Below are 24,152 nucleotides of genomic sequence, written 5' to 3'. Positions count from 1 at the left end.
TCTGATATTCAAACTTTTAGACGGACTGGGGTGGATCCTTGAAGCTATTCAAGTTGGCAGATAATGAGCTGCTGATCGAGCGCAGTATCAAATGCATTGCCGTATTGACGGTGCTTTACGCGACCTATTTGGCGTTTCGCTTTTCGGGGCAGCCATTGCTCGAATTGTTCGGCTTTCGCCAGACCCAAACAGCGCTGACCTCCTTCTGGTTCATCAAGGAGGGTTTCAAGTTCGCCTACGAAACACCCGTCTCCGGCGCCCCCTGGTCAATCCCGTTTGAATTCCCGCTCTATCAGGCGCTGGTGGCGCTGATCAGCAAGTTCACGGGCATCGATCTGGGCAAGGTCGGCAGGATCGTTTCTTTCGTGTTCTTGGTGCTATGCCTGCTGCCGGCTCGCTCCATTTGCCTGTCGTTGAAACTAGCCCCGCGCACCTTCTACATTTTCGCCGGTCTGCTGTTCTCCAGCCCTCTTTACCTGTTCTGGGGTCGCACCTTCATGATCGAGACGGTGGCGGTGTTCTTTGCCGTTGCCGCGATTAAGTATTTCCTCGATTTCCTGGCCGCAGGTCGCCACCGGGACGCGATTTATTTCACCACTCTGATTTCGCTTTCGATCCTGCAAAAAGCCACCACCGGCCTGCCGGTGCTGGCGGTGATGGCACTGGTATTCCTGGTCCACGAAATCCAGCGCAATGGGGGCCTGTCCAAGGCCATAAGTGCACGCAACATCACCTTGGGCATTCTGCTGTTCGCGCTGCCCATCGTGTTCGGGGTTGCCTGGACCCACTACACCGACGTGCTCAAGAACCAGAATGAATTCGGCAGCACCCTGACGTCCAGCGGGCTCTCGACATGGAACTGGGGTACTTTGCCTCAACGCTTTTCCAAGCTGTTGTATGGCGAGGTCATCTGGTCACGCATCGTCAAGGGCAACCTGTCGGGCGTCTTCGGTATCGCAATCATCCTTTGCGCCCTGTTGATGGCTCGCGACACCAGAACTCGCCTGGTGGTGCTGACGAGCTGCGTCCTGGCATTGCTGCCCCTGTTCCTATTCACCAACCTTCATCTAGTCCATAGCTACTACCAGTCGGCCAGCGTCATTTTCATCATCTTCGCCCTGGCCGTGGCGCTGTCCCAAGGCCTCGCTCAGCCGCAGTCTCGCCTGTGGATATTGGGGCTGTTCGTAGCCTTGCTGGCCAACAACTACAGCACCTTCGCACAAGGGTACGGCGAAAACCTGCGGCAGAAGATTGACCTGAGCAACTCCAGAGACCTGCTGGTGGCTGACACGCTGAAGCACAACATGAAGGAAGGCGAGGCATTTACCCTGTACGGCAACGACTGGAGTTCGTCGATCGTCTACTACGCACAACACAAGTCATTCACCATTGCCAACAGCTTCAAGGATCTGGACAAGACCATCGAATCCCCCGAGACCTTCCTGGGTGGCGCGCCCCTGGGCGCGGTAGTCGCGTGCCCGCCGGTTGAGAAGCCCAGCCTTGGCCAATTGGTTAACCAGCAACACAAAGACGGTCAGTGGAAGGTCGCCGAAGTATCAGGCTGCTACATCAGCCTGCCACAGACGAACGTGGGCCTGGACCTACCGAAGGCCCCAGCGCAATGCATTGGTAGCCTTGACTTCGCGAACCCGACCACGCAGAAGCTCGCAGGCGCCATTGAAGCCAAGGGCTGGACCGTCGTGGATGCGGCCCGCAACCAGCTGCCGTCACAGGTCTACATCACCCTCACCGATGCCCACCAGAACGTGCGTTACTATGATGCGACCCAGTACGCACGCCCTGATGTAAACGACTTCTTCAAAAAATCCGACCTCGGCAACGCCGGCTTCGGCCGCGTTATAGACACCCGCGACCTCAAGGGCAGCTATGCCGTTGGCGTGGCCCGCGTGGTAGGCAAGGAACTGCAGTTGTGCCAATTTCGCAAAGACATCCAGGTTGACCCGCAATGACCGCTATTAATCTTGATGAACGTATCATCCTGCCCGGCGGTGCCGGGCTGGTCGGACAGAATCTGGTAGCTCGCCTCAAGGCCAAGGGCTACAGCAATATCGTGGTCATCGACAAGCACCGCGAAAACCTGGAGATCCTCAAGCGCGTACAGCCTGACGTGACCACCATTTTTGGTGACCTGTCCATGCCCGGCGAATGGCAACAGGCCTTCGCCGGTGCCAATGTGGTCGTCATGCTGCAGGCACAGATCGGTGGTATTGACTATCAGGAATTCGTCAAGAACAACGTTGATGCCACCCGCCTGATTCTTGAACAGATCAAACTGCACAGCATCGACTATCTGGTGCACATCAGCTCTTCGGTGGTCGAATCGGTGGCCGACGACTTCTACACAAAAAGCAAAATAGACCAGGAAAAGATGGTGCTGGAAAGTGGCATCCCCTGCCCGGTGCTGCGCCCGACGCTCATGTTTGGCTGGTTTGACCGCAAACACCTGGGCTGGCTGTCGCGCTTCATGAAGAAGGTTCCGGTCTTCCCTATTCCTGGTCATGGCCGCTACATGCGCCAGCCGTTGTACGTGGGCGATTTTTGCAATGTCATCATCAGCTGCATACAAAACCGTGTGCGCGACGGCATCTATAACGTATCGGGGCACGAAAAAGTCGACTACATCGATATCATTCGCGAAATCAAGCGTGCCACCGGCGCCAAGGCCGTGATCGCATGCATTCCCTACGGCCTGTTCTACAGCCTGATCTGGACATGGAGCCTGTTCGACAAGAACCCACCCTTCACCACCCAACAGCTGGCTGCACTCAGCGCCAAGGACGAATTCGAGGTCAATGACTGGCCCGGCACCTTCGGCGTGACCTACACGCCGTTTGCCAAGGCGATACAGGAAACCTTCAACGACCCCACTTACAGCAAAGTGGTTCTGGAGTTTTGACGATGGGACAAAGAGTTGCCGTGCTGGGCGCTGGCCCCATGGGCCTGGCAGTGGCCTACCAGTTGGCCAGGGACGGGCATAAACCCGTGGTATTCGAGGCGGATGACCGTGTGGGTGGAATGACCGCGGCGTTCGATTTCTCGGGCACCACCATCGAGCGCTACTACCACTTCCATTGCATTTCTGACCACGCCTTCCTGAAGGTACTGGACGAGTTGGGCTTGGCCTCGAAAATGCGCTGGGTCGAAACCAAAATGGGCTATTGGTATCAAAACCGCTTGCAACCTTGGGGTAACCCCATTGCTCTGCTCAAGTTCAAGGGCCTAAGTCTGACAGCCAAAGTCCGTTATGGCCTACACGCATTCCTGTCCACCAAGAGAAATGACTGGAAGCCTCTGGACAACGTCGAAGCCACGGGCTGGATCAAGCGCTGGGTCGGGGCCGAGGCTTGGGAAGTGCTATGGAAGCGCCTGTTCGACTACAAGTTTTACCATTACACCGATAACCTATCGGCAGCCTGGATCTGGAGCCGCATCCGCCGCATCGGCCGCTCGCGCTATAGCCTGTTCCGCGAAAAACTCGGCTACCTGGATGGCGGTTCTGACACCCTGCTGCAAGCGCTGAAGGCCGACATCGAAAAACACGGCGGCATCATTTGCCTGAAGTCGCCGGTCAACCGCGTGATCATCGAACACGGCAAGGTTCAGGGTGTGGTCTGCGGGGAAGAAACCCAGCGCTTCGACAAGGTCATCAGCACCGTGCCCCTGCCCTATGTGCCCTCCCTGATGCCGGACCTGCCACAGGATATTCTCGCGCGCTTCGCAGCCCTCAAGAACGTTGCGGTGGTCTGCGTGATCGCCAAGCTGCGCAAGCCTCTGACCGAGAACTTCTGGCTCAATACCAACGACCCCGAGATGGATATCCCCGGACTTGTCGAATACACCAACCTGCGCCCAATGAACGAACACATTGTCTATGTGCCGTTCTACATGCCTGGTGAACATCCTAAGTTCGCCGAACCGGACCAGGCTTTCCTCGACAAGGTGCGTCGCTACTTAAAGAAGATCAACCCGACGCTGAACGATGAGGACTTCATCGATATCCGCGCCAGCCGCTATCGGCATGCGCAGCCCATTTGCGACCCGGGCTATCTGGACCGGCTGCCGCCGGTTTCGCTGCCAGTGCAAGGCTTGTGGGTAGCCGATACCTCCTACTACTATCCCGAGGATCGCGGTATTTCCGAGAGCATCGATTTCGGTAGAAACATGGCAAGGGATGCAGTTAAGTGAAACAGCTGCTTAATCGACAGTTCCTTGCCTTTCTGGTGACGGGGGGTAGTGCAGCTGCTGTCAACTTCTTCTCGAGGATTCTTTATAACCAATGGCTGAGCTTTTCAGTCTCGATCGGGCTCGCCTACCTGACCGGCATGATCACCGCCTTTGTACTGGCACGAATGTTTGTCTTTACCGAAAGCCAACAGCCCATCCATCACTCGGCAATGTTCTTTGTACTGGTCAACCTGGTTGCGGTCGTACAGACATGGATCATCAGTATTGGCCTGGCATCGTACATCCTGCCTGCAATGGGCATGGAGTCCTTCAAGCATGAAATAGCGCACGCAGTCGGCGTGGCTGTGCCGGTGTTTACCAGCTACTTCGGCCACAAGCGCTGGTCATTTCGCTGAAATCGCACGTAGAGGAGCCCGGACCACACGGCCCGGGCTCCGGGATTGGCCGCCTTGGTCGCCGCCCACAGCACCTTCAACAAAGCATGCGCATAAGCGGGCAATTTCAACGTGAATTGGTCTATGGGGCGTTAGAGGTACCGCTTGACGCCCCACGATATCGCGCAGCTCGCTGATCGAGCACCTGTTCTGCAACAGATGAATGGGCAGCATGGTCTCCAACGGATAGGGTTTGCGACTACCGCCTGCCTTCGGGTAATACGGTTCGTATCAACCTCTTCAGACCGCTTGCAACCCCTGCACTGTGCTGGTGGGCTTTGAAATAGCTGCCATCGATTTAAACCCACTCCATATCAGGATCAGTCACAAGCGTTTGAACCACATTGAGCCGCTTGTTTGTAGACCTTGCTCCAGCCACCGAATGCTTCGGGCAAGTCACTCCAGGGACAGCCTGTGCGCATGCAATACAACATGCTTTCGACCGTTATCCGTAGATCACGCTTGTTGTTGATGGTCTTGTGCAGCAGAATTTCCCGCCACTTCGACCGGTGCTCATCGCTGAGCATCAATCGGGGCATTGCAAGCTCGCACTGTCCGAGAGCTATTACAATGCAATTTTACATTTATAATTCAATGAGTTAGGACGAGAAGAAGATAGGCCTTAGGCTTTCCATGTATCGCAAAAGTCGATGGTGGTATCAACGCTCTAATCCTCCAGTACCGACCCAAAGGCACGCACTTGTCGGTTCGCAACCGGGAGACACGAACGACATTGCCTAGCAATGAACGAGGGGGCCACTAAAAAGCTTCGACTTCAAATGCCCACTCAGGTCATGGGTGAGGTGATGCAAGGCGTCATGCCATGCAGCATAATGCCGCCTACATCCATTCAATGACCGTGTTGCACTCAGTTCCTGCATTCACCTTGTTTACCAGCGCTGAATTTTTTCCAAGGACGATAGCCATTTGACTGCCAAGAAAACAACCATGGTTCTGAGCATGCTTCGCAGCGGAAACATCGCACTTGCGCGTGCACTCAGTACCATGGGCGTTGAGCTTGGTGCCCCCCTCCATCCGATGGATATGGACCATACGGCCAGTTTTTGGAAAGACAGAGACGTCACTGCTGTCAATAACAAGCTGTTAAGCCGGCAAGATTCTGCCTCGGCGCTTGACCTGCCAGCGCCGACCGAAGATGAGATATCGAAATACATCAATGAGTATCCAGACCCTGGCTCCCGTCACGCTCAGCACCTCGAAAGCGTACGGCTCAACAGCCAGACTGAACCAAAAGTACTCGCCAATGCCAACCTGGAAAGCATTTCTTTAAAAACGCAGATCAAAGCGCTAAATACCGAGAATGTAGTGGCACACGGCGCCACAACATCCACAGCAACTTACCGTCGAAGACGACCATGAAAAATAACGAACAAGTAGACCAAGAACAAACCACCATCATTAAACTTTCCGATGAAAATGCTCGCCTCAAATCTGAACTGGCGGATCTAAGCTCCCAGAACAAAAAACTGGAAATTAATCTGGAAAAATGGAAAGCCTCTGAGGCGGGGCTGAAACAAGAGTATATTCAAACACTGTCCAACTCGTGGGAGCGCTTATTTAACTCACGATTCTGGCGCCTGATCAGTTTAACGGACATAAAAAAAAGGCTTCCGTCGATAATTCTTCCCAATGGAGAAGCTTTTGACGAAAACTACTACCTCGAAACTTATCCCGATGTTAAAGCGACCGGCATTCCCGCAGTCGTACACTATCTTTGCCACGGCATCCAGGAAGGCCGCCTAGGTGTTCCAAAGCCGATATCGCAGGCTTCTCGCGACTATGCAGGCGAAAAGCAGGTTCTCGCTGGCGGACTGCTCCATGAACCGACAGAGCCATTCAACGCCGACTTCTATCGGGCCATGTATCCAGTTCTCGCCTCGCTCGCTGATCCGGAACGGCACTTCCTGGATCACGGGCGGGTCGAAGGCCTGCTTGGCCGTATTCCGCTTATCGCTTTGAGTCGACCCATCGAGTCGCTGCCTATTGATAAGCCCACCATTTTGCTAGTCAGTCATGAAGCTTCGAGAACCGGCGCCCCTATTCTTAGCCTGAATATCGTCCAGCAACTCACCTCGCAATTCAATGTAGTGACACTGCTGCTTCGTGGCGGCCCGTTGGAAGAGTCTTTTATCGAGGCTGGAGCGATAGTTGCCGGCCCTGTGGATCTTTACCACAAAGAGACTTTCGCCAATTGGGTATTAGGCAAGTTCCTCGACACCTACTCATTTCAATTTGCAATTGTGAACAGTGTAGAGTCCCATATAGTACTCAAGCCCTTGGCCGATCGCTATATCCCGACAATCAGTTTAATCCACGAGTTCGCTGTATATATTCGCCCCCGCACGCGAATCCAAAATGCATTGTTATGGTCAAGTCAAACCGTTTTCTCTGCCGACATTACACTCAACAGCGCAATACAGGTGCTGCCTGAACTAGCTTCGTGCAAACTTCCCGTGTTGGCACAAGGCAAAAGCATTGTCCCTGGCGAGGCACACGATCCAGCTCATATCGAAGCAGAGAAGGCGATGCTGCAAAAGATTATGCGTCCGGATGGACCTGAAGATGACACGATCGTTATATTAGGCGCCGGCTGGGTACAAATCCGCAAGGGTGTAGACCTGTTTATCGAGTGCGCGACCCGCGTAATAAATTCACCTATAGGTCACAAGTGTCGTTTTGTCTGGATCGGCAATAACTACAATCCAGAGAAAGATACTGATTACTCTATTTACCTTCAGGATCAGATTCAGCGCGCCGGAATCTCGGAGCGATTCAAGATCATTTCCGAAACAGCTGCCATTGAGCATGTCTATGCCCTGAGCGACATGATGCTGTTGACCGCCCGTTTGGACCCATTGCCCAACGTCGCTATTGACGCCATGGTACTGGGCCTGCCAGTTCTCTGTTTCGATAACACAACGGGTGTTGCAGACATTCTTAAGCGTAATGGCCTCCAGGAAGAGTGTGTCGCGCCTTATCTGGACACCCATAAGATGGCTGACAAAATCATTCAACTGGCCTCGTCGAAAGAAGCTCGGGATAAGGTAGGAGAGCAGGCCCGATCTCTGGCTGCTCGCGAATTCAATATGTCCCGTTACGTCGAACAATTACTCGCCCTTACAGAGGGTAATGCAGCCCTGTCCCGTCAGGAGCAGGTTGACGCAGCCACGATACAACAGGCCGAGGTTGTTGATTTAGACTACTACCCACCGGCAGGTGTGCAGCTATCAGGAGCTACTGAAGCTATTCGCCGATACGTGCGCTCGTGGACGCGCGGCGTGTTGCGACGCAAGTTGTTCCCGGGCTTTGATCCCCTCCTTTACAAGGATATGAAAGCCTCGGCGGTCGGAGCTCAGGATCCATTGGCGCACTTTCTGAGTGCCGGCCGCCCCGAGGGACCATGGAATTGGAAGAACCTTTCGTGGAAAGATCATTCCTCCACCTCCACCGATAGTAAGTCGTTGATATTTATAAGCCTGCGCTCTGCAGACTCTATCGAGCAAATCGTCAAGCTTCTCGTGAAAAAGTCAGCCCAGATTGATGTCGTCATTCTTGTTCCGGACGAACTGGCCGCTCTTACCATCAAACAATGCCTTCAGAAAGAGCAATACTCAGTACTGAGCATACTGGTGAGTGAAGATCAGCCATTACTTGCGATCTTCAAACACCTGGCGAGCGTTCCTTACCTGGATTACACAGCGATCGCGCATATCAATTTGAACACCGACCCGATCGACATCGATTTCAGCGACCGGGAAACCTATCAGCAGTACCTGATCGAAAACATGATAGGCGGCAAGTACGATGCATTGGGAGTCATCGCGGGTCTCCTCAGCAGCGACTCATCTGATGCCGCTCCGGGGCTGGTTTTCCCGGAAGACCCTAACATTCATGACGCTACCGCCGATGCGGAAATCATTTCAAGCCTGTGTCAGTCTCTTGGATTCAAGGCGCCCGCTTCATACCACCTTCCGTACCCGGTAAATGGATCATTCTGGGGGGCGCCAACAATTTTGAACACGTTGCTCGCTAATGCCGAAGGTTGGAAGTCGACGTTAAAGAGCCTGAAGCTTACTGCCGTAGAGCAGGAACAGATCCTTGCCCGTCTGTTAGCTGAAGCCTGCCGCAACGATGGTAAACACATCGTCACCACCGTGGTTCCGGGGATCACCTATTAACACACGTGCAGGGCACCGCTAAAAAAGTAAATGCTCCATAAACCTCACCTTCCAGAGGTAAGGTTTATGGAGCGGCTACGCTCCTAGGAGCGGGCCTGAGAAAGGCTGAATCGTCCCGGATTTTCTTCCCCCCAAGCTCATTGCATAATACTTTTCAAACTCTACCGATGACATCTGATTGTTGTGCGCTTACTGACAATGTCGAACTTAAGCGTTCCATGAATTGGACCCCATCGCCATCCTCGGTGTTGCACAGATCCTTACGGCCTTCATATCCCGCCTGAGCCGGACTAGGCCCCCAAAGCTCGCGGATTTAGATCAGTTGGCCTGATTCATGGCTGATCTGCACAATGAACGCGGCGACACGCTTAGTGCTGACGATCTGATAGCGCTGCACTGCCGTATTAAGGACAGGTGCAAAAACTCCAGCTCATTTGCGGGTGTTTGGGAGGATCTGCAGCAGCTGCTGTGCGGTGATGGGCATACTTTTCTCCGGGCTAAAAAACCCGCCGGAGCGGGTTTGTTTTAATCATTCGATCAGGTTAATGCAGTTGAATTTTGACTCTCTTTCTTTCGACCCAGCTTAGAGACAAAACAAAGAAAAAACTCACCCCAGAAGAAAGTGGGACCCCCTTCATGAACTCGCTGGAAAAAACCAATCCTTTTGCGTGATGCAAGACGATGGCGAATGCCGCGAAAAAACGGAGCGAAGTCAGGCTGTCGATCATGCCCTTACTGTCCATGTAGGCTAGTATCCTGGTGATAAAATTTTGGGGCCGGAATACTACCTTATCTTCACTTTCTCCGTAAGAATTTACAGGTCATCGTGTCCGGGAGTAGTTGACCACTACAATATTGTTCAGCGCCAGCTGGTTGGCAGTGAAAGCCTTGAAGGTCGCGATATCGCCTGCATCCAGCAAGCCGGCAATGTAGGCATCTGCCATGCCAGCAGTGGCGTCGCTAGCGACAGACAAAAGCGCATCGAGCTGAGTCATGGCACCGCCCTAAGCTCGGCATCCGTCGGCACGTGCGGGATCGGCGCGGCGAAGCTCCAGGCGCGATCCGTGACCGGCTGCGGGAAAGTCGCGTAATCCACCGCGACGAAACGCGCGTACAGGTGATGAAAGAGCCTGATCGAGAACCGAGCAGCCAATCCTGGATGTGGGTGCAAACCGGCGGGCCGCCAAATCAGCCGGTGATCCTTTTTGACTACTCGACCAGCCGGGCGCAGGAGGTTCCGTCGCGCCTGCTCGACGGTTATCGCGGCTACCTGATGACCGATGACTACGCTGGTTATAACGCCTTGAGCTCGCAATCCGGTGTCGAACGTTTAGGCTGTTGGGCACACGCACGAAGCAAGTTCGTCGAGGCGCAAAAGCCCAAACGATGTGCAATGTAAAATCTGAAGTCCACCTGCCTTGTGACAGTGGACTAAAAGACCCGTCCGTCTGTTAGTAAAATGACTACACTAGGCCGTCACACACAAGAAGCGTTACCGATGCAAACGAGTGAAGCGGTAAAAGTGGTTCAGGTCGCCGACACCGACAATGCCGGCCCCAATCCGGGCGAAGGTTGGCGACTGCTAGCGGTGGCGCTTTTTTTTCGCTCAGAAGGGCTCGGATTTTTGTTTTAATAGGACAATGCTTTAGGCAATCCATTTTAAGAGTCCAAAAATGCCTTTCTTTCCCTGTTTTTTGTCTGCCGTGTTTGTGGTGCGAAACCAGTCAGCAAATATTGAAAATATCCTGTCTGATGCGGTGGCTATCATTGCGGACATCGTCAGTGATTATGAATTGATCGTGGTGGATAACGCCTCGGACGACGACAGCATTTTAGTGTTGAAGCGGCTGACTGCTGAAAATGGATTGGCCAATTTACAAGTGTATGCGCTGACCAAAGAGGTGGACACGGATACCGCTTCGTGGGTTGGACTCGAGAATGCGCTTGGTGATTTCGTTGTCGTTGTCGATCCGTTGGCCGATGAAGTTAGCTTTGTTCCTAAGATGCTCGATCAAGCGGTTAGCGGTGCTGATGTGGTGTTTGCTAATAATGCGCAAAAACCCGCTCAAAGCCTTGCTTATCGTGGGGCAAACGCCGTGTTTCATAGCCTCTACAATCGCCTCAATGGTGTCCATCTGGCCAAGGAAGCACCGCAATACCGCGTTCTAAGCAAGCGGGTGATCAATTTCATCCTGCAGCATCCACAGCCGGCGATGACCTACAGGCACCTTCCTGCTACGGGTGGATTCGCACGTGCTTACCTGAACTACAGCTCCGCGCCGCAGGCATCTCGGCCCAAGCGATTGGGCGAGAGCATCGACCGTGGCATGCGCTTACTGGTCTCGACAACGCGTGCACCGATGCGTTTGGTGACCTCACTCTCCCTTTTTGGTGCCGTTGCCAACCTGGTGTACTGCGTTTATGTAATTGCGGTGGGCATTTTAAAAACCGATGTTGCACCGGGCTGGATCAGCTTTTCTCTGCAACAGTCGGGCATGTTCTTTCTGATCTCGCTCGTTCTGCTGGTCTTGGGCGAATACATTCTGAACATGGCCAGCCTGTCAAATGAGGGCCCGCTTTATCATGTAGGCCAAGAGTTCACCAGTGCTCGCATGACCCGGCATGAAAAACTGAACATCGAAGAAGTGGTGTCAAATTCAGCCGAGGAGAAACCCCCGACCATTGAACGTGTTTCCTGATGTTGCGCCTCGATCCAAGCCAATCCAGTCAGGATGCCGTGATAATTGGAGGCGGGTTCTACGGTGCGGCTATCGCTGTGTACCTGGCCAAGCAACGTGGCCTTAAGCGCATCCTGCTGATTGAACGTGAGCCGGCGCTTCTGATGCGTGCCTCTTACAACAATCAGGCGCGTGTGCATAACGGCTATCACTACCCACGCAGTTTCACTACCGCTTATCGAAGTCGGGTAAACCTACCAAAGTTTGTACGGGACTGGCCGCTCGCTGTGAAGCAAGACTTCACCAAACTCTACGCTATTGCCCGGCGAAACTCGAAAGTCACGGCCAAACAGTTCGAACGCTTTTGTCGGGAAATCGGGGCGGATATCCAGCCTGCAGATCCCGTGTTGCGTGCCTTGTTTGAACCCCGTCTGATCGAAGATGTGTACCTGGTCGAAGAATATGCGTTCGACGCCAGACAACTCGCGATCTGGGCAGAGCGCGAGCTGAAAGAAAGCGGGGTGCAAATCCACTACCAAACAAGGGTGACCGCGATCTTGAAAGGGGCACAAGCGCCGTTGCAGGTTGTGACCGAGATGAAGCAGGGGAGCCAGGAGGTAATCACCTCTCGCTATGTATTCAACTGCACCTATAGCGGCCTTAATCAGTTTAAGGGCGATTTTCCCGGTGTTAGTACCGATCTTAAGCAAGAACTTACCGAAATGGCACTGATGCAGATGCCCGAATCACTCAAAGGTTTGGGTATTACGGTGATGGATGGCCCGTTCTTCTCTATGATGCCCTTTCCGGCGCGTGGACTGCATACCTTGTCCCATGTTCGCTATACGCCGCACATGCACTGGAATGACCAGCTAGGGGTTGACCCTTACGAAAAATTGCGTCTTTACGAACGCGATACCCGCGTGGATCGGATGGTTAGAGACGTTGGACGGTATATTCCTGAAGTATTGAAAGCCAAACACATCGACTCGCTATTCGAGATTAAAACCGTTTTGGTGAAGAGCGAGGGCAATGACGGAAGGCCGATCCTTTTTGAAAAGCACGCAGAGTTACCAGGCTGTTATTCAGTACTGGGCGGTAAAATTGACAATATTTATGACGTTCTTGAAACGCTCGAAGCTGAAAACATTATCGGCATCGATGATCAAAAAAAATCTACATTTGGAGAGGTGAATGTTTAATTCGCTTATTGGTTATTCGGGTTACGTGGGCGGCACCCTTCTTAAACAGGGAAATTTCACATCGCTTTATCGCTCAACCAATATTGGCGATATCGATAATCAATCATTTGATACGGTAGTGTGTGCCGGTGCTCCGGCGCAGAAGTGGATCGCCAACCGGGAGCCAGAAGCGGATCGACAAAAAATTGAGGAGCTGATCGAACACCTCAAAACTATTCGGTGCAAATTTTTTATTTTGATCAGTACGGTGGATGTCTTTAAGAATCCCATAGGCGTCGACGAGGACAGCCCTGTCGATGAGTCGGGCCTGCATGCCTATGGTTTGCATCGTCGATTGCTGGAAACATTCGTCGAAGCGCATTTCCCGAACCACCTGATTGTTCGTCTGCCAGGACTGGTTGGCCCAGGTTTGCGCAAGAACGTCATCTTCGACTTTCTGAATGACAATAACCTTCAGTCAATTGATAGCCGGGGGGTATTCCAGTTCTACCCGATGGTTAACCTTTGGTATGACATTCAAACGGCGCTCAATGCCGGATTGAAATTGGTTCACCTCACGGCTGAGCCCGTTAGTGTGGAGGATATTTCCCGACAGGGTTTCGGTAAATCCTTGACTCATACCTTGGCCAATCCCGCTGCGACCTATGACCTGCAGACGAAGCACGCCCAAGTATTTGGTGTATCGGGCGGCTATCAATACAGCGCCCGCGAAACGATCCTGGCGGTTAGAGCCTACGCGCAGTCCGAGCCGCTCACGATTAAAGCCGATTCGGGGACGAGCGTATGAGGTTGGCGATTTCCAATATTGCTTGGGATATCAACGAAGATGAAGCAGTCGCTACGCTGCTTCAGCGGTTTGCGGTTGATGCTATAGATATCGCACCTGGTAAGTATTTTCCAGAACCCGCCAAAGCTACGAATGAGGATATTGCTCAAGTCAAAGATTGGTGGGCTGAGCGCGGTATTGAGATCACCGGCATGCAGGCGCTGTTGTTCGGCACCACGGGGCTGAATGTCTTTGGCTCCGTTGAAAGCCAGGCGGCCCTGCTAACGCATTTGGCAGCGATATGCCGTATCGGCGCTGGCCTGGGGGCAACTCGGGTGGTCTTTGGCTCACCGAAGAATCGTGATCGCAGTGGGTTGAACGATCAAGAGGCTTTGGACGTGGCGATTCCTTTTTTCCGACAGTTAGGGGATATCGCTCAGGCTTGCGGGGTGACTATCTGTCTTGAGCCCAACCCCACCTGTTACGGAGCTAATTTTATGACCACCAGTGCGGAGACCGCTCAGGTGGTGAAGTGCATTGCGCATCCAGCCATCCAGATGCAGCTAGACACCGGTGCGCTCACTATTAACGGCGAAAATTCGCTAGTGGTCTTGCACGACTGTGCCGCGCTGATTGGGCATGTACATGCCAGCGAGCCCGACCTGTTGCCGTTGGGCGATGGAGGTACTGAGCATGGACAAATGGCTGCCGCCCTGTCGCAGTACCTGCCCACTCATGTGGTCTCTATCGAGATGGTGGCAACCAAGGATGAGTCGCATGTGGTGTCGATTGAACGAGCCCTTCAGGTGGCGACGCAACATTACCGCGGGACTGGTGTTGAGGTGAGTGTATGAGTATGAAGTGGCTCATCCTCATTCTCGGCATTCTCTCCAATGCTTCCGCCAGTGTGTTGGTGAAGATGGCCATGATGCCCCCGCGCAAGTTTCCCTCCCTCAACGACCCCATGACGGCGTTGAGTAATTGGCCATTTTGGCTAGGGCTTGGGCTATACGGTGCGGCCTTTCTGCTCTATGCCGCTGCCTTGGCGCGCCTGCCGCTGAATGTGGCACACCCGGTTCTGACCGCCGGAGCTGTGGCGACTGTCGCCCTGTTTTCAGTCGTATTTTTTCGTGAATCCTTCCACTGGACTACAGGGGTAGGGATCGTACTGGTAATCGCCGGCGTAGGGCTAATTACAGCTCGCGTAGCTTGATGGTAAACATGATGACCTCTCTCGATATTGCTCCTGCAGCCCGCGACGCGTGGCAAGTACCCACGTTTGACACGCGACTCTGGCTTGGCCGCCAACACCCTTGGTGCGTGGTGATACCCGTCATCAATGAGGGGGAACGAATTAAGAGCCTGCTCGCCAAAATGGCGGCGCTCAAAATCGAAAATATTGCCGACATCATCATCGTAGATGGTGGTACCACGGATGGTTCACTGGAGTTGCAAGCGCTGAAACAAATAGGGGTGCGTGGGCTGCTGGTTAAAACAGCGTCTGGCAAATTAAGTGCCCAGCTCCGATGCGCCTATGCTTTTGCGCTTGACCATGGCTATGAGGGCATCATTACTATTGACGGTAATGACAAGGATGAACCTGATGCCATTGCGCGCTTTATTGAAGCGTTGCAACAGGGCGTGGATTTTGTGCAGGCCTCGCGCTTCGTGGCGGGAGGCGTGGCCGAGAACACGCCAAAATCGCGAAATTTCGCAATTCGTTTTATCCATGCGCCGATGCTGAGACTTTCCTCTGGGTTTAAGTGGACTGATACCACTCAAGGCTTTCGTGCTTATAGTCGGAAAATGCTTCTTGACCCAAAAGTGGCCCCGTTCCGTGATGTATTCATGACTTACGAACTGCTGGCCTACCTTTCGTATCGGGCACCGAAGCTGGGTTATAGCTGTGTCGAGCTTCCTACAGTTAGACGTTACCCAAAAGGTGAAGTGCCGACCAAGATTAGTAGTGTTAAAGGTAATATTTCAGTGTTGAGTATTCTGATAAAGAGTTGTTTTGGACACTACAATGTTAAGAGAGAAAGCGATAAGTGAATAGTTTCTTTAGCGCTCGCACCCTACCTAAAACAATCGGTAATTTAGAGTCCTTGTTAGGGAGGTACAAAACAGAGGGACTGGCCTTTCTGGCCGTTTTTGTTCTTGCTTTCTCCTCATTGAAAATGTATTCGGTGGCATTCTCAAATGGAAATGTTGAACAATGGGCAAATATAACTAATCAGATGTTCTATGGAGGGCAGGACTTTCTGTTTAGTTATGGTCCGCTGTATTGGCTGACTGGAAACAGTTCGTCGCAGTACAACATGTCTACATATTGGGGGTCTATAATATTCCTGAGTGGTTTATACGCATGTTTTTGGTCGGTTATTTTTACACTGATCAGAAAGGTGCGCACATATATATATTTTTCAGTGGCGTTTTTTCTGTTTTTTAGTAGTTTGATTTTTCCGGCGGCACTATTCATTCTACCATTCTCCATCGTAGCCTATTTTGAATTCTCAAAGGATAAGCCATTAATTATCAAGTCGCGATTTATGATGGTTATTGGTGCTGTGGTTGGTTTTTTGTTTTATGTAAGGTTTTTCTACGGTCTCGTTGGATTGGCGACATTTGGGTCTTACTTTTTTGTTCGTTTTTTTTCTGAAAAGAAAGTTTCGAGATTGGCTTTGTTTGTTGTGGGTGTAGTTGTAAGCTATGTTTTTTTTGGGCTGATCATTTTTCATGATAAGATCAGCTTGATTAATTATTTGGTCATTAATAAAAATCTGAGTTTCGGTAACTCGGTAGATATGACGCAGGATGTTGTGAATTCGGGAAGTACTTTTGTTGCTGTGCTGCTGGTGATTGTTTTTTTAAATGTGTATCTTTTGTTTAAGCGTAGATCGCTTCTGCTAACGGCAAACGTTTTATTGTTGCTTTTTTTCAAACTTGGATTTAGTCGCACGGATCACTACGTGGGATATTTCGTTATCCCGACAGCCGCATTAGCACTTATAATGATTTTTGATAAAAGCAGATTGGGGCGACTGCTGTTCGTGCTAACTATGGCTGGTTTATATTATCTTTCAGCCAATCCAAGCTATCCAGGCGCCCCAACTAAAAGTGCTCTGCTTCCGGCAATAGATTTTAGTGTGGAATACGAAGATCGGATGCAGAGCTTATATGCTGAATTTAAGCTTGAAGATGATCTTCTAAGAAGGATTGGCAAGTCGACAATCGACGTATATCCATATAATAATGAGTATGCTTTTGCGAATAAATTGAATTACAAATATCGCCCGTCATTTCAGAACTATATGACGCTTACACCTGCACTGGATTTGATGAATAAGAAATTCTTTGAGTCTTCGGAGCGTCCAAAGTTTGTTTTGTTTACGTCTGGCATAAATTGCGGATCTGAAAAATGCAATGTATTTGATGATTTTGATCAGAAATTTTCATTGAACGAGGACCCTCTGACAGTAAGCTCTATCCTTCTAAATTATCATACCGTTAGCGTGTCGAAAGGTAAAAATGGTTTGCCGTTGATTCTTTTAGAAGAAAATGATGGGTATACCGTTTATTCTGAATCGCCACTATCTGAAAAAACAATGAATTTTGGTGAGTGGTACAAGGTGCCTAGAGCTGCGGATGGGGTAACCAAAATAATTCCTGAATTTGAACTTACAAATTACGGGCGCATAAAGAATTTACTATTCCGTGGAAGTATTCTAAAGGTCAGGTATAAACTCTTTTCAGGCGATGTTCGTGAATACAGGCTAAATATCATAAACTCAAAAAGTGGTGTTTGGGTATCCCCGCTGCTGGATAACTTTGAGCTTTCTGGTGATGCTGTTGATTCAGTTATGTTCTTATCGCAATCATCTAATTACTTTAAACCGAAATTCAAATCTAGATGGGTGAAGGTTCATATTCCGGGGGTGCATACTAAAGTCATTCCAAGGGCATCTACTAAAGATGTAATACTTAACGGCATATCATCATCAATCCCTGGCGTTGATAAAAATGTGGAAATTGCTTGCGATGGCTCAATTGATGCGATTAATGGAGATCTCCCAACTTCATCTGAACTTTATTTTAATGCAGCGGAGCTTTTGAAAGTGCGTGGATGGCTCGCACTCTCAACCAAAGATGGCACATTGTTTGATAAAACATTTTTGACACTTACTGATATCAACGGCAAAAGAACTTTTATTTCGACGAATGGCGAGGTCCGGGATGATGTGGGGGCCGCCTTCAAAAAAACCAGCCTTAACGTGGCAGGTTACAATACGCTAATTGATCTTTCGATACTAAACGGAGCCTACACACTAGGAATGGGAGGTATTCATAATCAAGAGTTTTATAGCTGTAGCCAATATGCAATCCCTGTGACTATAGATAAATAAAATAATGCTTAGGAGGGCCTGGATTATTCAGGCCTTTCTTAGCGTATTGCAAATATCATAAGTTATATGACAGGTCGTGGCTTACCGATATTGTTGCCTAGGACTTGTGTAAGCGCTCCACCCCACATTCAAAGTCACTGCCTGATCCCCGATGCTGTGCTCCCGATTCCTCTCCGGAGCCAGCACCTCATGATGCGTCCCGACGCAAAAGTCGAAAAAGTCTATCTCTACCCCAAGCCCGTCGACTTCCGAAAATCCATCGATGGCCTCGCCGCTCTGGTCGAACTGGACATCAAGGTCGCGGTGTTTGACCCGGTGCTTTTCGTGTTCCTCAACAAGCCTCGAAACCGCGTGAAGATTTTGTATTGGGAGCGCAACGGCTTTTGCCTTTGGCTAAAGCGCCTGGAATCCGAGCGTTTCAAAACATCGCCGGATTGTTCGGATGAAACCATCGTGCTGACGGTTCAAGAACTCAACTGGTTATTGGACGGTTTTGATTTGTGGCGCAACCGTCCGCATCAAGTTTTGACGCCTCGATTCGTCGCCTGATTCGGTATAATCCGCGGCATGATTTCCATGCCCGAAAATCTTCCTGATGACCCTGTTTTGCTCAAGCAACTGCTTGAGCAAATGCTGAGTGAGCGCGAGTCGGATAAGGGCAAGATCGTTCATCTCGAGGAAGAAAATGCGCTGTTGCGTCAGCGCCTTTTCGGGCGCAAGTCAGAGCAGACAGCTGATCCCACGACTCCGCAAATGGCGTTGTTCAACGAAGCTGAAAGCGTGGCCGGGGTTGTCGACGAAACGGTTGAGGAAGAGGTCGTAGCTCCGACCAAGCGACGGGGCAAACGCAAGCCTCTGCCCGCCGATCTTCCGCGTGTCGAAGTCATTCACGAACTGCCCGATCATGAGCTGACCTGCGCCTGCGGTTGCCGTAAACACAGCATTGGCGAGGAAGTCAGCGAGCAGCTCGAGATCGTGCCGATGCAAATCCGCGTGATCAAACATGTGCGCAAGGTCTACGCCTGCCGCGATTGCGAAACTGCACCGATTACAGCGGACAAGCCCGCTCAACTGATTGAAAAGAGCATGGCCAGCCCAAGTGTCCTGGCGATGCTGCTGACGACCAAATACGTCGACGGCTTACCGCTGCATCGCTTCGAAAAAGTGCTAGGCCGCCACGGTATCGATATTCCACGCCAAACCTTGGCGCGCTGGGTTATCCAGCGCGGCGAACACCTGCAACCCTTGCTCAACTTGATGCGGGATCGACTGCTGGAAAGTCGCGTAATCCACTGCGACGAAACGCGCGTACAGGTGATGAAAGAGCCTGATCGAGAACCGAGCAGCCAATCCTGGATGTGGGTGCAAACCGGCGGGCCGCCAAATCAGCCGGTGATCCTTTTTGACTACTCGAAGGTTATCGCGGCTACCTGATGACCGATGATTACGCTGGTTATAACGCCTTGGGCGTGCATCCGGTGTCGAACGCTTAGTTAGGCTGTTGGGCACATGCACGACGCAAGTTCGTCGAGGCGTAAAAGGTGCAGCCTAAAGGCAAAACCGGGCGTGCCTATATCGCCCTGAATCTGATCAACCAGCTGTAAGGTATCGAGCGAGATTTAAAAGAAGTCGGCGATGAACATCGGCACGAAAGCCGACAGCAGAACAGCCTGCCGGTGTTGGCGCAGTTGCACACATGGCTGGAGAAAACCCAGCCACAAGTGACGGCGCAAAATGCACTGGGCAAAGCCATCAGTTTCCCGGCCAGCAACTGGATCAAGTTGGTGCGCTACACCGAAGCCGGTTACTTGCCGATCGACAACAACGCGGCAGAGCGTGCGATCAGGCCCTTCGTTATAGGGCGCAAGAACTTGCTGTTCAGTGACACGCCTAAAGGCGCGATGGCCAGCGCTCAACTTTACTGTTTGGTCGAGACGGCTAAAGCCAACGGCCAAGAGCCCTATGCGTGGCTGCGCCACGTACTTGAGCGCCTGCCACAAGCCACGAGCTTAAACGACTTCGAAGCCTTGCTGCCGTGGAACTGCACGCCGCAAACTCCAAGATAGCCATAGATCCCCATCTTTAAAATGTGGGGTTCATGGAGCGCTTACAAGTCGACGGGCTTGGGGTAGAGATAGACTTTTTCGACTTTTGCGTCGGGACGCATCATGAGGTACTGGCTCCGGAAAGGAATCGGGAGCACAGCATCGGGGATCAGGCGGTGACTTTGAATGTGGGGTTTATGGAGCGCTTAGCGCGGATTTGCATCGGTACGATCTTGAGCTGCTCGCTGACTTCCTCGCCAATGCTGTGTTTACGGCAACCGCAGGAGCAGGTCAGCTCATGATCGAGCAGTTCGTGGATGTCTTCGATACGCGGAAGATCGGCGGGAAGAGGCTTGCGTTTGCCCCGTTGCTTGGGCGGAGCTACGACCTCTTCTTCAACCGTTTCATCGACAGATTAATATATGCGAGGCCGTGCCCTGAAAACTCAGTCCTGTGGAAAAGCACGTAGATATTACACAGATCTAAGCTTGCGAATTACCTTGCCTGCAAAACCACGCAACCCGCCTGATGCTACAGGTTGGACTGTAACAGGTGCAGGTGCGACTGCTGCAGGGCCGAAAAAGTCCTCCTTACCGGAGAGCGAGATAAAATCAAGATAATTGAAGCCGTAAATCGATTCGATATGCTCTTGCTCTTTGGGGCAAGTCATTAGCTGGTAAAGCAACTCGATACCAAATAGTCGAGTACCTGGGCAATTGCTTTTGTAGATGGCGACCATGGCAAGCACGTATTTACTGTTAGCCCCTTGAGGCGTCACCCATTGCTCGGACTCTGGAAAGGCCTCAAGAATATCGGCGAGTGGTAAGTCGATATAATGCTGCTTCTGCAGGTACCACTCCACCTTCAAACGGGCCCGCCTGTCCGGCCGATCACCACTGGCATTGGACTGATCGGAGAAAATCCGATGCAAGGTCAATTTTTCCTGAACCACATGGATGTCGCTTACCTTCAAGAGGCGCGTCCACAGTTCCGCGTCATCGATCTGGGCATGTGCACTCTTATACAAACCGCTCTGCTCGTAAGCGCTTCGTCTGACCAATGCACTCGGATGGCACAGACGATTGTCATTGAAGAAGAGAACCCGCAGCCAAGCTGCGCGGGATTTATTTGGCTGATCGAACCAATCGATTGTTAACGAGCGGTTGTTTTCATCAATACATTGCACATGGGAAAACACCGCACCTATTTGCGGACTTGATTCAAGTACAGCGACCTGCTTCTCCAGCTTATCCAATGCCCAGGCATCGTCCGAGTGATGGATCGCAATGTAGTCGCCAGTTGACTGGGTTTCGATAGCACGGTTGATGTTGTAAATATAACGACGCGTCCGATCATTCCGGATCTTGATGATTCTTGGGTCATTATAGGTCTGGATCACCTCCCAAGAAGTATCTGTCGATACATCATCAACGATGATCAACTCCCAATCATCGTAGGACTGATTGATAACAGTATCGATCGCCTGCCTGATGTATTTATCATGATTGAAAGATGTAAGTACAATCGACACTTTTGCCACTTTACTCTCCTTTGCGCCACTTCATGAACCGCAAAATTCTGCGCAATCGAGTATTCATTCCGGCCTCAAAAACCTTACACGGAATCCCCCGGATTTTCCAGACACTCCCTGCATCATCATATAATGCTTTTCGAACTCTACCGATGACAACAGATTATTGAGATCATGAAGGTGTACGGGTTATAGATCATCTCGATGCGATCAAACATCGCTGTGGAAATCCTGCTTTGTGGTGCAGATGTTCTGCTTAATTCGTTCCCGTTTCAATAGCTGGAAAAACCTCCCAGCCACGGCGTAGTCATCGCAATCGTTTCGCGACTCACGCTGACAATGAAAGTCGAGTGGTGTTGGTGTAGGCGATCTGCTGCAAAGAAGCGATCCGCCTGTGAAAATTGATACCCAGACCTGCCAGTAGACCAGAACGGAGCTGCTGACAGCCCTGCTTATACAAATATACCCTCCCGATGAAACGGGTGCCTCGGTGACAGCTATGACTCAGAGTGGTAGCCAAGGTTTAGGCTTTCAGCTTTCTTTTACGGCCGGCCGTTCAGATGAGTTGCTTCTCCGAAGCTACCTCCCAAACCTTAGTCATGGGACTACTCTGTCAAAAACGAGTCCGTTACAGTGCGTGTAACAGTCAGGGCTCGAGGCGACGCTGCTGGTAAATCAAGTCGACGATTTCACCATCCGGGGCGTAACCACTGACAGTGTCACGCAGAAGTTCGCGAACCCGCGAATAATCATCTCGCTCAACGGCAGACAGCAACTCCATCAAGCTGCGCTTGAGCACTTCCCAAGGCAAATGATCCTCTTTGGCGCTCATGATCATCGGATGCCGGGTAGCAGACACGTTGTCGCCGATCAGCAACTCTTCGTAAAGCTTTTCCCCGGGACGCAGTCCAGTGAACTCGATGGCAATATCGCCTTGCGGATTTTTCTCCGAACGAATGCTCAAGCCAGACAGGTGAATCATCTTCTCCGCCAACTCAATGATCTTGACCGGCTCGCCCATGTCCAGCACAAACACGTCACCACCCTGCCCCATGGAGCCGGCCTGTATTACCAATTGTGCGGCCTCGGGAATGGTCATGAAGTAACGGGTAATCTTCGGATGGGTAACCGTCAAAGGCCCACCCGACTTGATCTGGCTGTGAAAAAGCGGAATAACCGATCCCGATGAGCCCAACACATTACCGAACCGCACCATGGTGAAACGGGTCTTGTTGACCCGGGACACATTGGACTTGTCCCCGAACAACACCGGCGCCAACTCACGACTTAGGGCCTGCAAGGTCAACTCGGCAAGCCGTTTGGTGCTACCCATGACATTGGTCGGGCGTACGGCCTTATCGGTCGAGATCAGCACAAAGTTTGCAACACCAGCCTCCAATGCAGCCTGAGCGGTATTGAGCGTCCCGATCACATTGTTGAGCACGCCTTCGGCAATATTGTGCTCAACCATCGGCACGTGCTTATAGGCCGCCGCGTGATAAACCGTGTCCACGCTCCAGGTCTTCATTACATCCAAAAGTTTATGTGGATGGCGAATCGACCCCAGTATCGGTAATAACCGAACAGGCAACGACTCACGAGTAATACGATGCTCGAGCTCAGACAAAATGCTGTAGAGATTGAATTCGCTATGATCGAACAACAGCAGCGTGGTTGGCCCCAGGGAGAAAATCTGACGACAGAGTTCGGAACCGATCGAACCGCCCGCCCCCGTCACCAAAACGGTCTTGCCCTTGACGCATCGAGCCAACAAATCAGGCTGCGCCGGCACCGAATCCCGCCCCAACAGGTCAGCAATGTCGACTTCCTGAATGTCGTCCACCTTGACCCGACCACTGGCCAGATCAGTGAAATTCGGAACACTGCGCACATGGAGCGGGAAGCCCTCCAGAAAATTGAGAATCTCCCTACGCCGCGCACGAGTCGAAGACGGCAGCGCCAGAAGGATTTCCTGAGCACCAGTCACGTCGATCATCTGCTGAATATGCTTGGGCTTGAAGACCTGCAACCCAGCAATCGAACGATCCGCGATAGAGGAATCGTCATCGATAAACGCCACAGGACGCATCACGCGCCCCATGCGCAACGCTGCAACCAACTGGTTGCCCGCGACGCCAGCACCGTAAATGGCGACCTTGGTCAAACCATCGTCTCGATTGACAAACGGTACATGCTGCGCAGCGGTGAACCAATCGCCCATGAAATACTGACGCATGCACAGACGCAGGCCGCCAATGATTACCAGGCTTAGCCACCAATAATTGAAGATGATGGAGCGCGGCACCACGACTTCGTGATTGCTGTACCAGTAGACCACCACGGCGAGGATCAGCGAGGACAGACTGACCGCCTTGACGATGGCAATCAGTGCATCATTACCGAAGTAGCGCATGACAGCGCGGTACATGCCAAAGCGTACGAAAAGGGGAATGGCAATAATCGAGGCACTGACGAACAGCCAGAAATGCGACTTTAGCGGATTGTACATGTCGTCGATGCCGAGGCGGACGATAAAGGCCAGCCACAAAGCGACCCACACCAAAACCACATCGGTGGCGACCTGTATCAGTCTTTTTTGCCTACGAGGCAAACCCAGCAAAACTCTCCGTACTTTATCCATTCAAACTTTCGAGCACGCAGCCCCCCCCTTTTTACGCGGTCGTTGAT

18 protein-coding genes and 7 pseudogenes are annotated in these 24,152 nt (G+C 51.7%); 17 read left to right on the top strand and 8 right to left on the bottom strand.

What is annotated here, in order from left to right; translation table 11 throughout:
- Window positions 1-38: 38 nt before the first annotated feature.
- From AC07VO_RS14030 to AC07VO_RS14015, 4 genes are read left to right on the top strand one after another with little or no spacing between them, the layout of a single operon-like run.
- Entirely contained in the window at window positions 39-1,970 is a 1,932-nt protein-coding gene (locus AC07VO_RS14030; RefSeq protein WP_436275211.1) for an ArnT family glycosyltransferase, read from the top strand.
- Window positions 1,967-2,917, top strand: coding sequence for an NAD-dependent epimerase/dehydratase family protein (locus tag AC07VO_RS14025; RefSeq protein WP_436275210.1), 951 nt, complete (start codon window positions 1,967-1,969; stop codon window positions 2,915-2,917). The genes AC07VO_RS14030 and AC07VO_RS14025 overlap by 4 nt, the downstream gene beginning before the upstream one ends.
- Before the next feature lie 2 nt (window positions 2,918-2,919).
- A complete protein-coding gene (locus tag AC07VO_RS14020; RefSeq protein WP_138867025.1) occupies window positions 2,920-4,206 on the top strand; it encodes an NAD(P)/FAD-dependent oxidoreductase in 1,287 nt (428 codons plus the stop codon).
- Window positions 4,203-4,601: a GtrA family protein gene (locus AC07VO_RS14015; protein WP_111454885.1), complete on the top strand. Its 399-nt coding sequence runs from the start codon at window positions 4,203-4,205 to the stop codon at window positions 4,599-4,601. The genes AC07VO_RS14020 and AC07VO_RS14015 overlap by 4 nt, the downstream gene beginning before the upstream one ends.
- Before the next feature lie 168 nt (window positions 4,602-4,769).
- Here the strand turns inward: AC07VO_RS14015 and AC07VO_RS14010 are convergent.
- Together AC07VO_RS14010 and AC07VO_RS14005 are read right to left on the bottom strand one after the other, a co-directional pair.
- Window positions 4,770-4,868 (bottom strand): annotated as a pseudogene (locus AC07VO_RS14010) (IS5/IS1182 family transposase); the annotation flags it as partial.
- A gap of 73 nt (window positions 4,869-4,941) precedes the next feature.
- Window positions 4,942-5,179 (bottom strand): annotated as a pseudogene (locus tag AC07VO_RS14005) (transposase); the annotation flags it as partial.
- 388 nt (window positions 5,180-5,567) lie between these two features.
- Between AC07VO_RS14005 and AC07VO_RS14000 the strand changes: the two are divergent.
- Together AC07VO_RS14000 and AC07VO_RS13995 are read left to right on the top strand one after the other, a co-directional pair.
- Entirely contained in the window at window positions 5,568-6,020 is a 453-nt protein-coding gene (locus AC07VO_RS14000) for a hypothetical protein (protein WP_495007596.1), read from the top strand.
- The gene (locus AC07VO_RS13995; protein ID WP_495007595.1) at window positions 6,017-8,839 is read left to right on the top strand and encodes a glycosyltransferase; all 2,823 of its coding nucleotides are present in this window, start codon (window positions 6,017-6,019) and stop codon (window positions 8,837-8,839) included. Before AC07VO_RS14000 ends, AC07VO_RS13995 begins: the two co-directional genes overlap by 4 nt.
- A 211-nt stretch (window positions 8,840-9,050) precedes the next feature.
- Here the strand turns inward: AC07VO_RS13995 and AC07VO_RS13990 are convergent.
- Window positions 9,051-9,323, bottom strand: a pseudogene (locus tag AC07VO_RS13990) (glycoside hydrolase family 19 protein); the annotation flags it as partial.
- Window positions 9,324-9,660: 337 nt separating this feature from the next.
- Window positions 9,661-9,834 carry a hypothetical protein gene (locus AC07VO_RS13985; RefSeq protein ID WP_436275207.1) on the bottom strand — a complete coding sequence of 58 codons (174 nt, stop codon included), beginning with the start codon at window positions 9,832-9,834 and terminating at the stop codon, window positions 9,661-9,663.
- Between the two features lie 65 nt (window positions 9,835-9,899).
- Between AC07VO_RS13985 and AC07VO_RS13980 the strand changes: the two are divergent.
- The 11 genes and pseudogenes from AC07VO_RS13980 to tnpC form a co-directional block, all read left to right on the top strand.
- A pseudogene (locus AC07VO_RS13980) lies at window positions 9,900-10,217 on the top strand (IS66 family transposase); the annotation flags it as partial.
- Between the two features lie 120 nt (window positions 10,218-10,337).
- The gene (locus AC07VO_RS13975) at window positions 10,338-10,472 is read left to right on the top strand and encodes a hypothetical protein (RefSeq protein ID WP_436275206.1); all 135 of its coding nucleotides are present in this window, start codon (window positions 10,338-10,340) and stop codon (window positions 10,470-10,472) included.
- 40 nt (window positions 10,473-10,512) lie between these two features.
- A complete protein-coding gene (locus AC07VO_RS13970) occupies window positions 10,513-11,538 on the top strand; it encodes a glycosyltransferase (protein WP_436275205.1) in 1,026 nt (341 codons plus the stop codon).
- Window positions 11,538-12,719 carry an NAD(P)/FAD-dependent oxidoreductase gene (locus AC07VO_RS13965; RefSeq protein WP_436275204.1) on the top strand — a complete coding sequence of 394 codons (1,182 nt, stop codon included), beginning with the start codon at window positions 11,538-11,540 and terminating at the stop codon, window positions 12,717-12,719. Before AC07VO_RS13970 ends, AC07VO_RS13965 begins: the two co-directional genes overlap by 1 nt.
- A complete protein-coding gene (locus AC07VO_RS13960; protein ID WP_495007594.1) occupies window positions 12,712-13,506 on the top strand; it encodes an NAD-dependent epimerase/dehydratase family protein in 795 nt (264 codons plus the stop codon). The genes AC07VO_RS13965 and AC07VO_RS13960 overlap by 8 nt, the downstream gene beginning before the upstream one ends.
- A complete protein-coding gene (locus AC07VO_RS13955) occupies window positions 13,503-14,339 on the top strand; it encodes a sugar phosphate isomerase/epimerase family protein (RefSeq protein ID WP_436275202.1) in 837 nt (278 codons plus the stop codon). Before AC07VO_RS13960 ends, AC07VO_RS13955 begins: the two co-directional genes overlap by 4 nt.
- A 2-nt stretch (window positions 14,340-14,341) precedes the next feature.
- Window positions 14,342-14,698 carry an SMR family transporter gene (locus AC07VO_RS13950; RefSeq protein ID WP_495007603.1) on the top strand — a complete coding sequence of 119 codons (357 nt, stop codon included), beginning with the start codon at window positions 14,342-14,344 and terminating at the stop codon, window positions 14,696-14,698.
- A gap of 8 nt (window positions 14,699-14,706) precedes the next feature.
- Window positions 14,707-15,537, top strand: coding sequence for a glycosyltransferase family 2 protein (locus AC07VO_RS13945; protein ID WP_436275201.1), 831 nt, complete (start codon window positions 14,707-14,709; stop codon window positions 15,535-15,537).
- Window positions 15,534-17,888: a hypothetical protein gene (locus tag AC07VO_RS13940; protein WP_495007593.1), complete on the top strand. Its 2,355-nt coding sequence runs from the start codon at window positions 15,534-15,536 to the stop codon at window positions 17,886-17,888. The genes AC07VO_RS13945 and AC07VO_RS13940 overlap by 4 nt, the downstream gene beginning before the upstream one ends.
- Before the next feature lie 189 nt (window positions 17,889-18,077).
- Window positions 18,078-18,437, top strand: a complete 360-nt coding sequence (tnpB, locus tag AC07VO_RS13935; RefSeq protein WP_495007592.1) for an IS66 family insertion sequence element accessory protein TnpB — start codon at window positions 18,078-18,080, stop codon at window positions 18,435-18,437.
- A gap of 18 nt (window positions 18,438-18,455) precedes the next feature.
- Window positions 18,456-19,954: pseudogene (gene tnpC, locus AC07VO_RS13930) on the top strand (IS66 family transposase).
- Between the two features lie 163 nt (window positions 19,955-20,117).
- Here tnpC and AC07VO_RS13925 read toward each other — a convergent pair.
- The 4 genes and pseudogenes from AC07VO_RS13925 to AC07VO_RS13910 all read right to left on the bottom strand — a co-directional run.
- Window positions 20,118-20,330 (bottom strand): annotated as a pseudogene (locus AC07VO_RS13925) (IS66 family transposase zinc-finger binding domain-containing protein); the annotation flags it as partial.
- Between the two features lie 75 nt (window positions 20,331-20,405).
- Complete coding sequence (locus AC07VO_RS13920; RefSeq protein ID WP_436275198.1) at window positions 20,406-21,473, bottom strand: glycosyltransferase family 2 protein; 1,068 nt, start codon at window positions 21,471-21,473, stop codon at window positions 20,406-20,408.
- Window positions 21,474-21,527: 54 nt separating this feature from the next.
- Window positions 21,528-21,788 (bottom strand): annotated as a pseudogene (locus AC07VO_RS13915) (IS3 family transposase); the annotation flags it as partial.
- 322 nt (window positions 21,789-22,110) lie between these two features.
- Complete coding sequence (locus tag AC07VO_RS13910; protein ID WP_436275197.1) at window positions 22,111-24,105, bottom strand: polysaccharide biosynthesis protein; 1,995 nt, start codon at window positions 24,103-24,105, stop codon at window positions 22,111-22,113.
- Between the last annotated feature and the right edge of the window lie 47 nt (window positions 24,106-24,152).

This window comes from Pseudomonas sp. GW821-FHT03E01 (assembly GCF_059420765.1).
The sequence above is the reverse complement of the archived record's forward strand: the minus strand, read 5'-3'. Positions and strand labels throughout refer to the sequence as shown.

Excerpts from the sequence above, each read along its gene's own strand:
- AC07VO_RS14025 (WP_436275210.1), top strand. The coding sequence starts at position 1,967 with ATGACCGCTATTAATCTTGATGAACGTATCATCCTGCCCGGCGGTGCC.
- AC07VO_RS14020 (WP_138867025.1), top strand. The coding sequence starts at position 2,920 with ATGGGACAAAGAGTTGCCGTGCTGGGCGCTGGCCCCATGGGCCTGGCA.
- AC07VO_RS13995 (WP_495007595.1), top strand. The coding sequence starts at position 6,017 with ATGAAAAATAACGAACAAGTAGACCAAGAACAAACCACCATCATTAAA.
- AC07VO_RS13985 (WP_436275207.1), bottom strand. The coding sequence starts at position 9,834 with ATGACTCAGCTCGATGCGCTTTTGTCTGTCGCTAGCGACGCCACTGCT.
- AC07VO_RS13975 (WP_436275206.1), top strand. The coding sequence starts at position 10,338 with ATGCAAACGAGTGAAGCGGTAAAAGTGGTTCAGGTCGCCGACACCGAC.
- AC07VO_RS13970 (WP_436275205.1), top strand. The coding sequence starts at position 10,513 with ATGCCTTTCTTTCCCTGTTTTTTGTCTGCCGTGTTTGTGGTGCGAAAC.
- AC07VO_RS13965 (WP_436275204.1), top strand. The coding sequence starts at position 11,538 with ATGTTGCGCCTCGATCCAAGCCAATCCAGTCAGGATGCCGTGATAATT.
- AC07VO_RS13960 (WP_495007594.1), top strand. The coding sequence starts at position 12,712 with ATGTTTAATTCGCTTATTGGTTATTCGGGTTACGTGGGCGGCACCCTT.
- AC07VO_RS13955 (WP_436275202.1), top strand. The coding sequence starts at position 13,503 with ATGAGGTTGGCGATTTCCAATATTGCTTGGGATATCAACGAAGATGAA.
- AC07VO_RS13950 (WP_495007603.1), top strand. The coding sequence starts at position 14,342 with ATGAAGTGGCTCATCCTCATTCTCGGCATTCTCTCCAATGCTTCCGCC.
- AC07VO_RS13945 (WP_436275201.1), top strand. The coding sequence starts at position 14,707 with ATGATGACCTCTCTCGATATTGCTCCTGCAGCCCGCGACGCGTGGCAA.
- tnpB (WP_495007592.1), top strand. The coding sequence starts at position 18,078 with ATGATGCGTCCCGACGCAAAAGTCGAAAAAGTCTATCTCTACCCCAAG.
- AC07VO_RS13910 (WP_436275197.1), bottom strand. The coding sequence starts at position 24,105 with ATGGATAAAGTACGGAGAGTTTTGCTGGGTTTGCCTCGTAGGCAAAAA.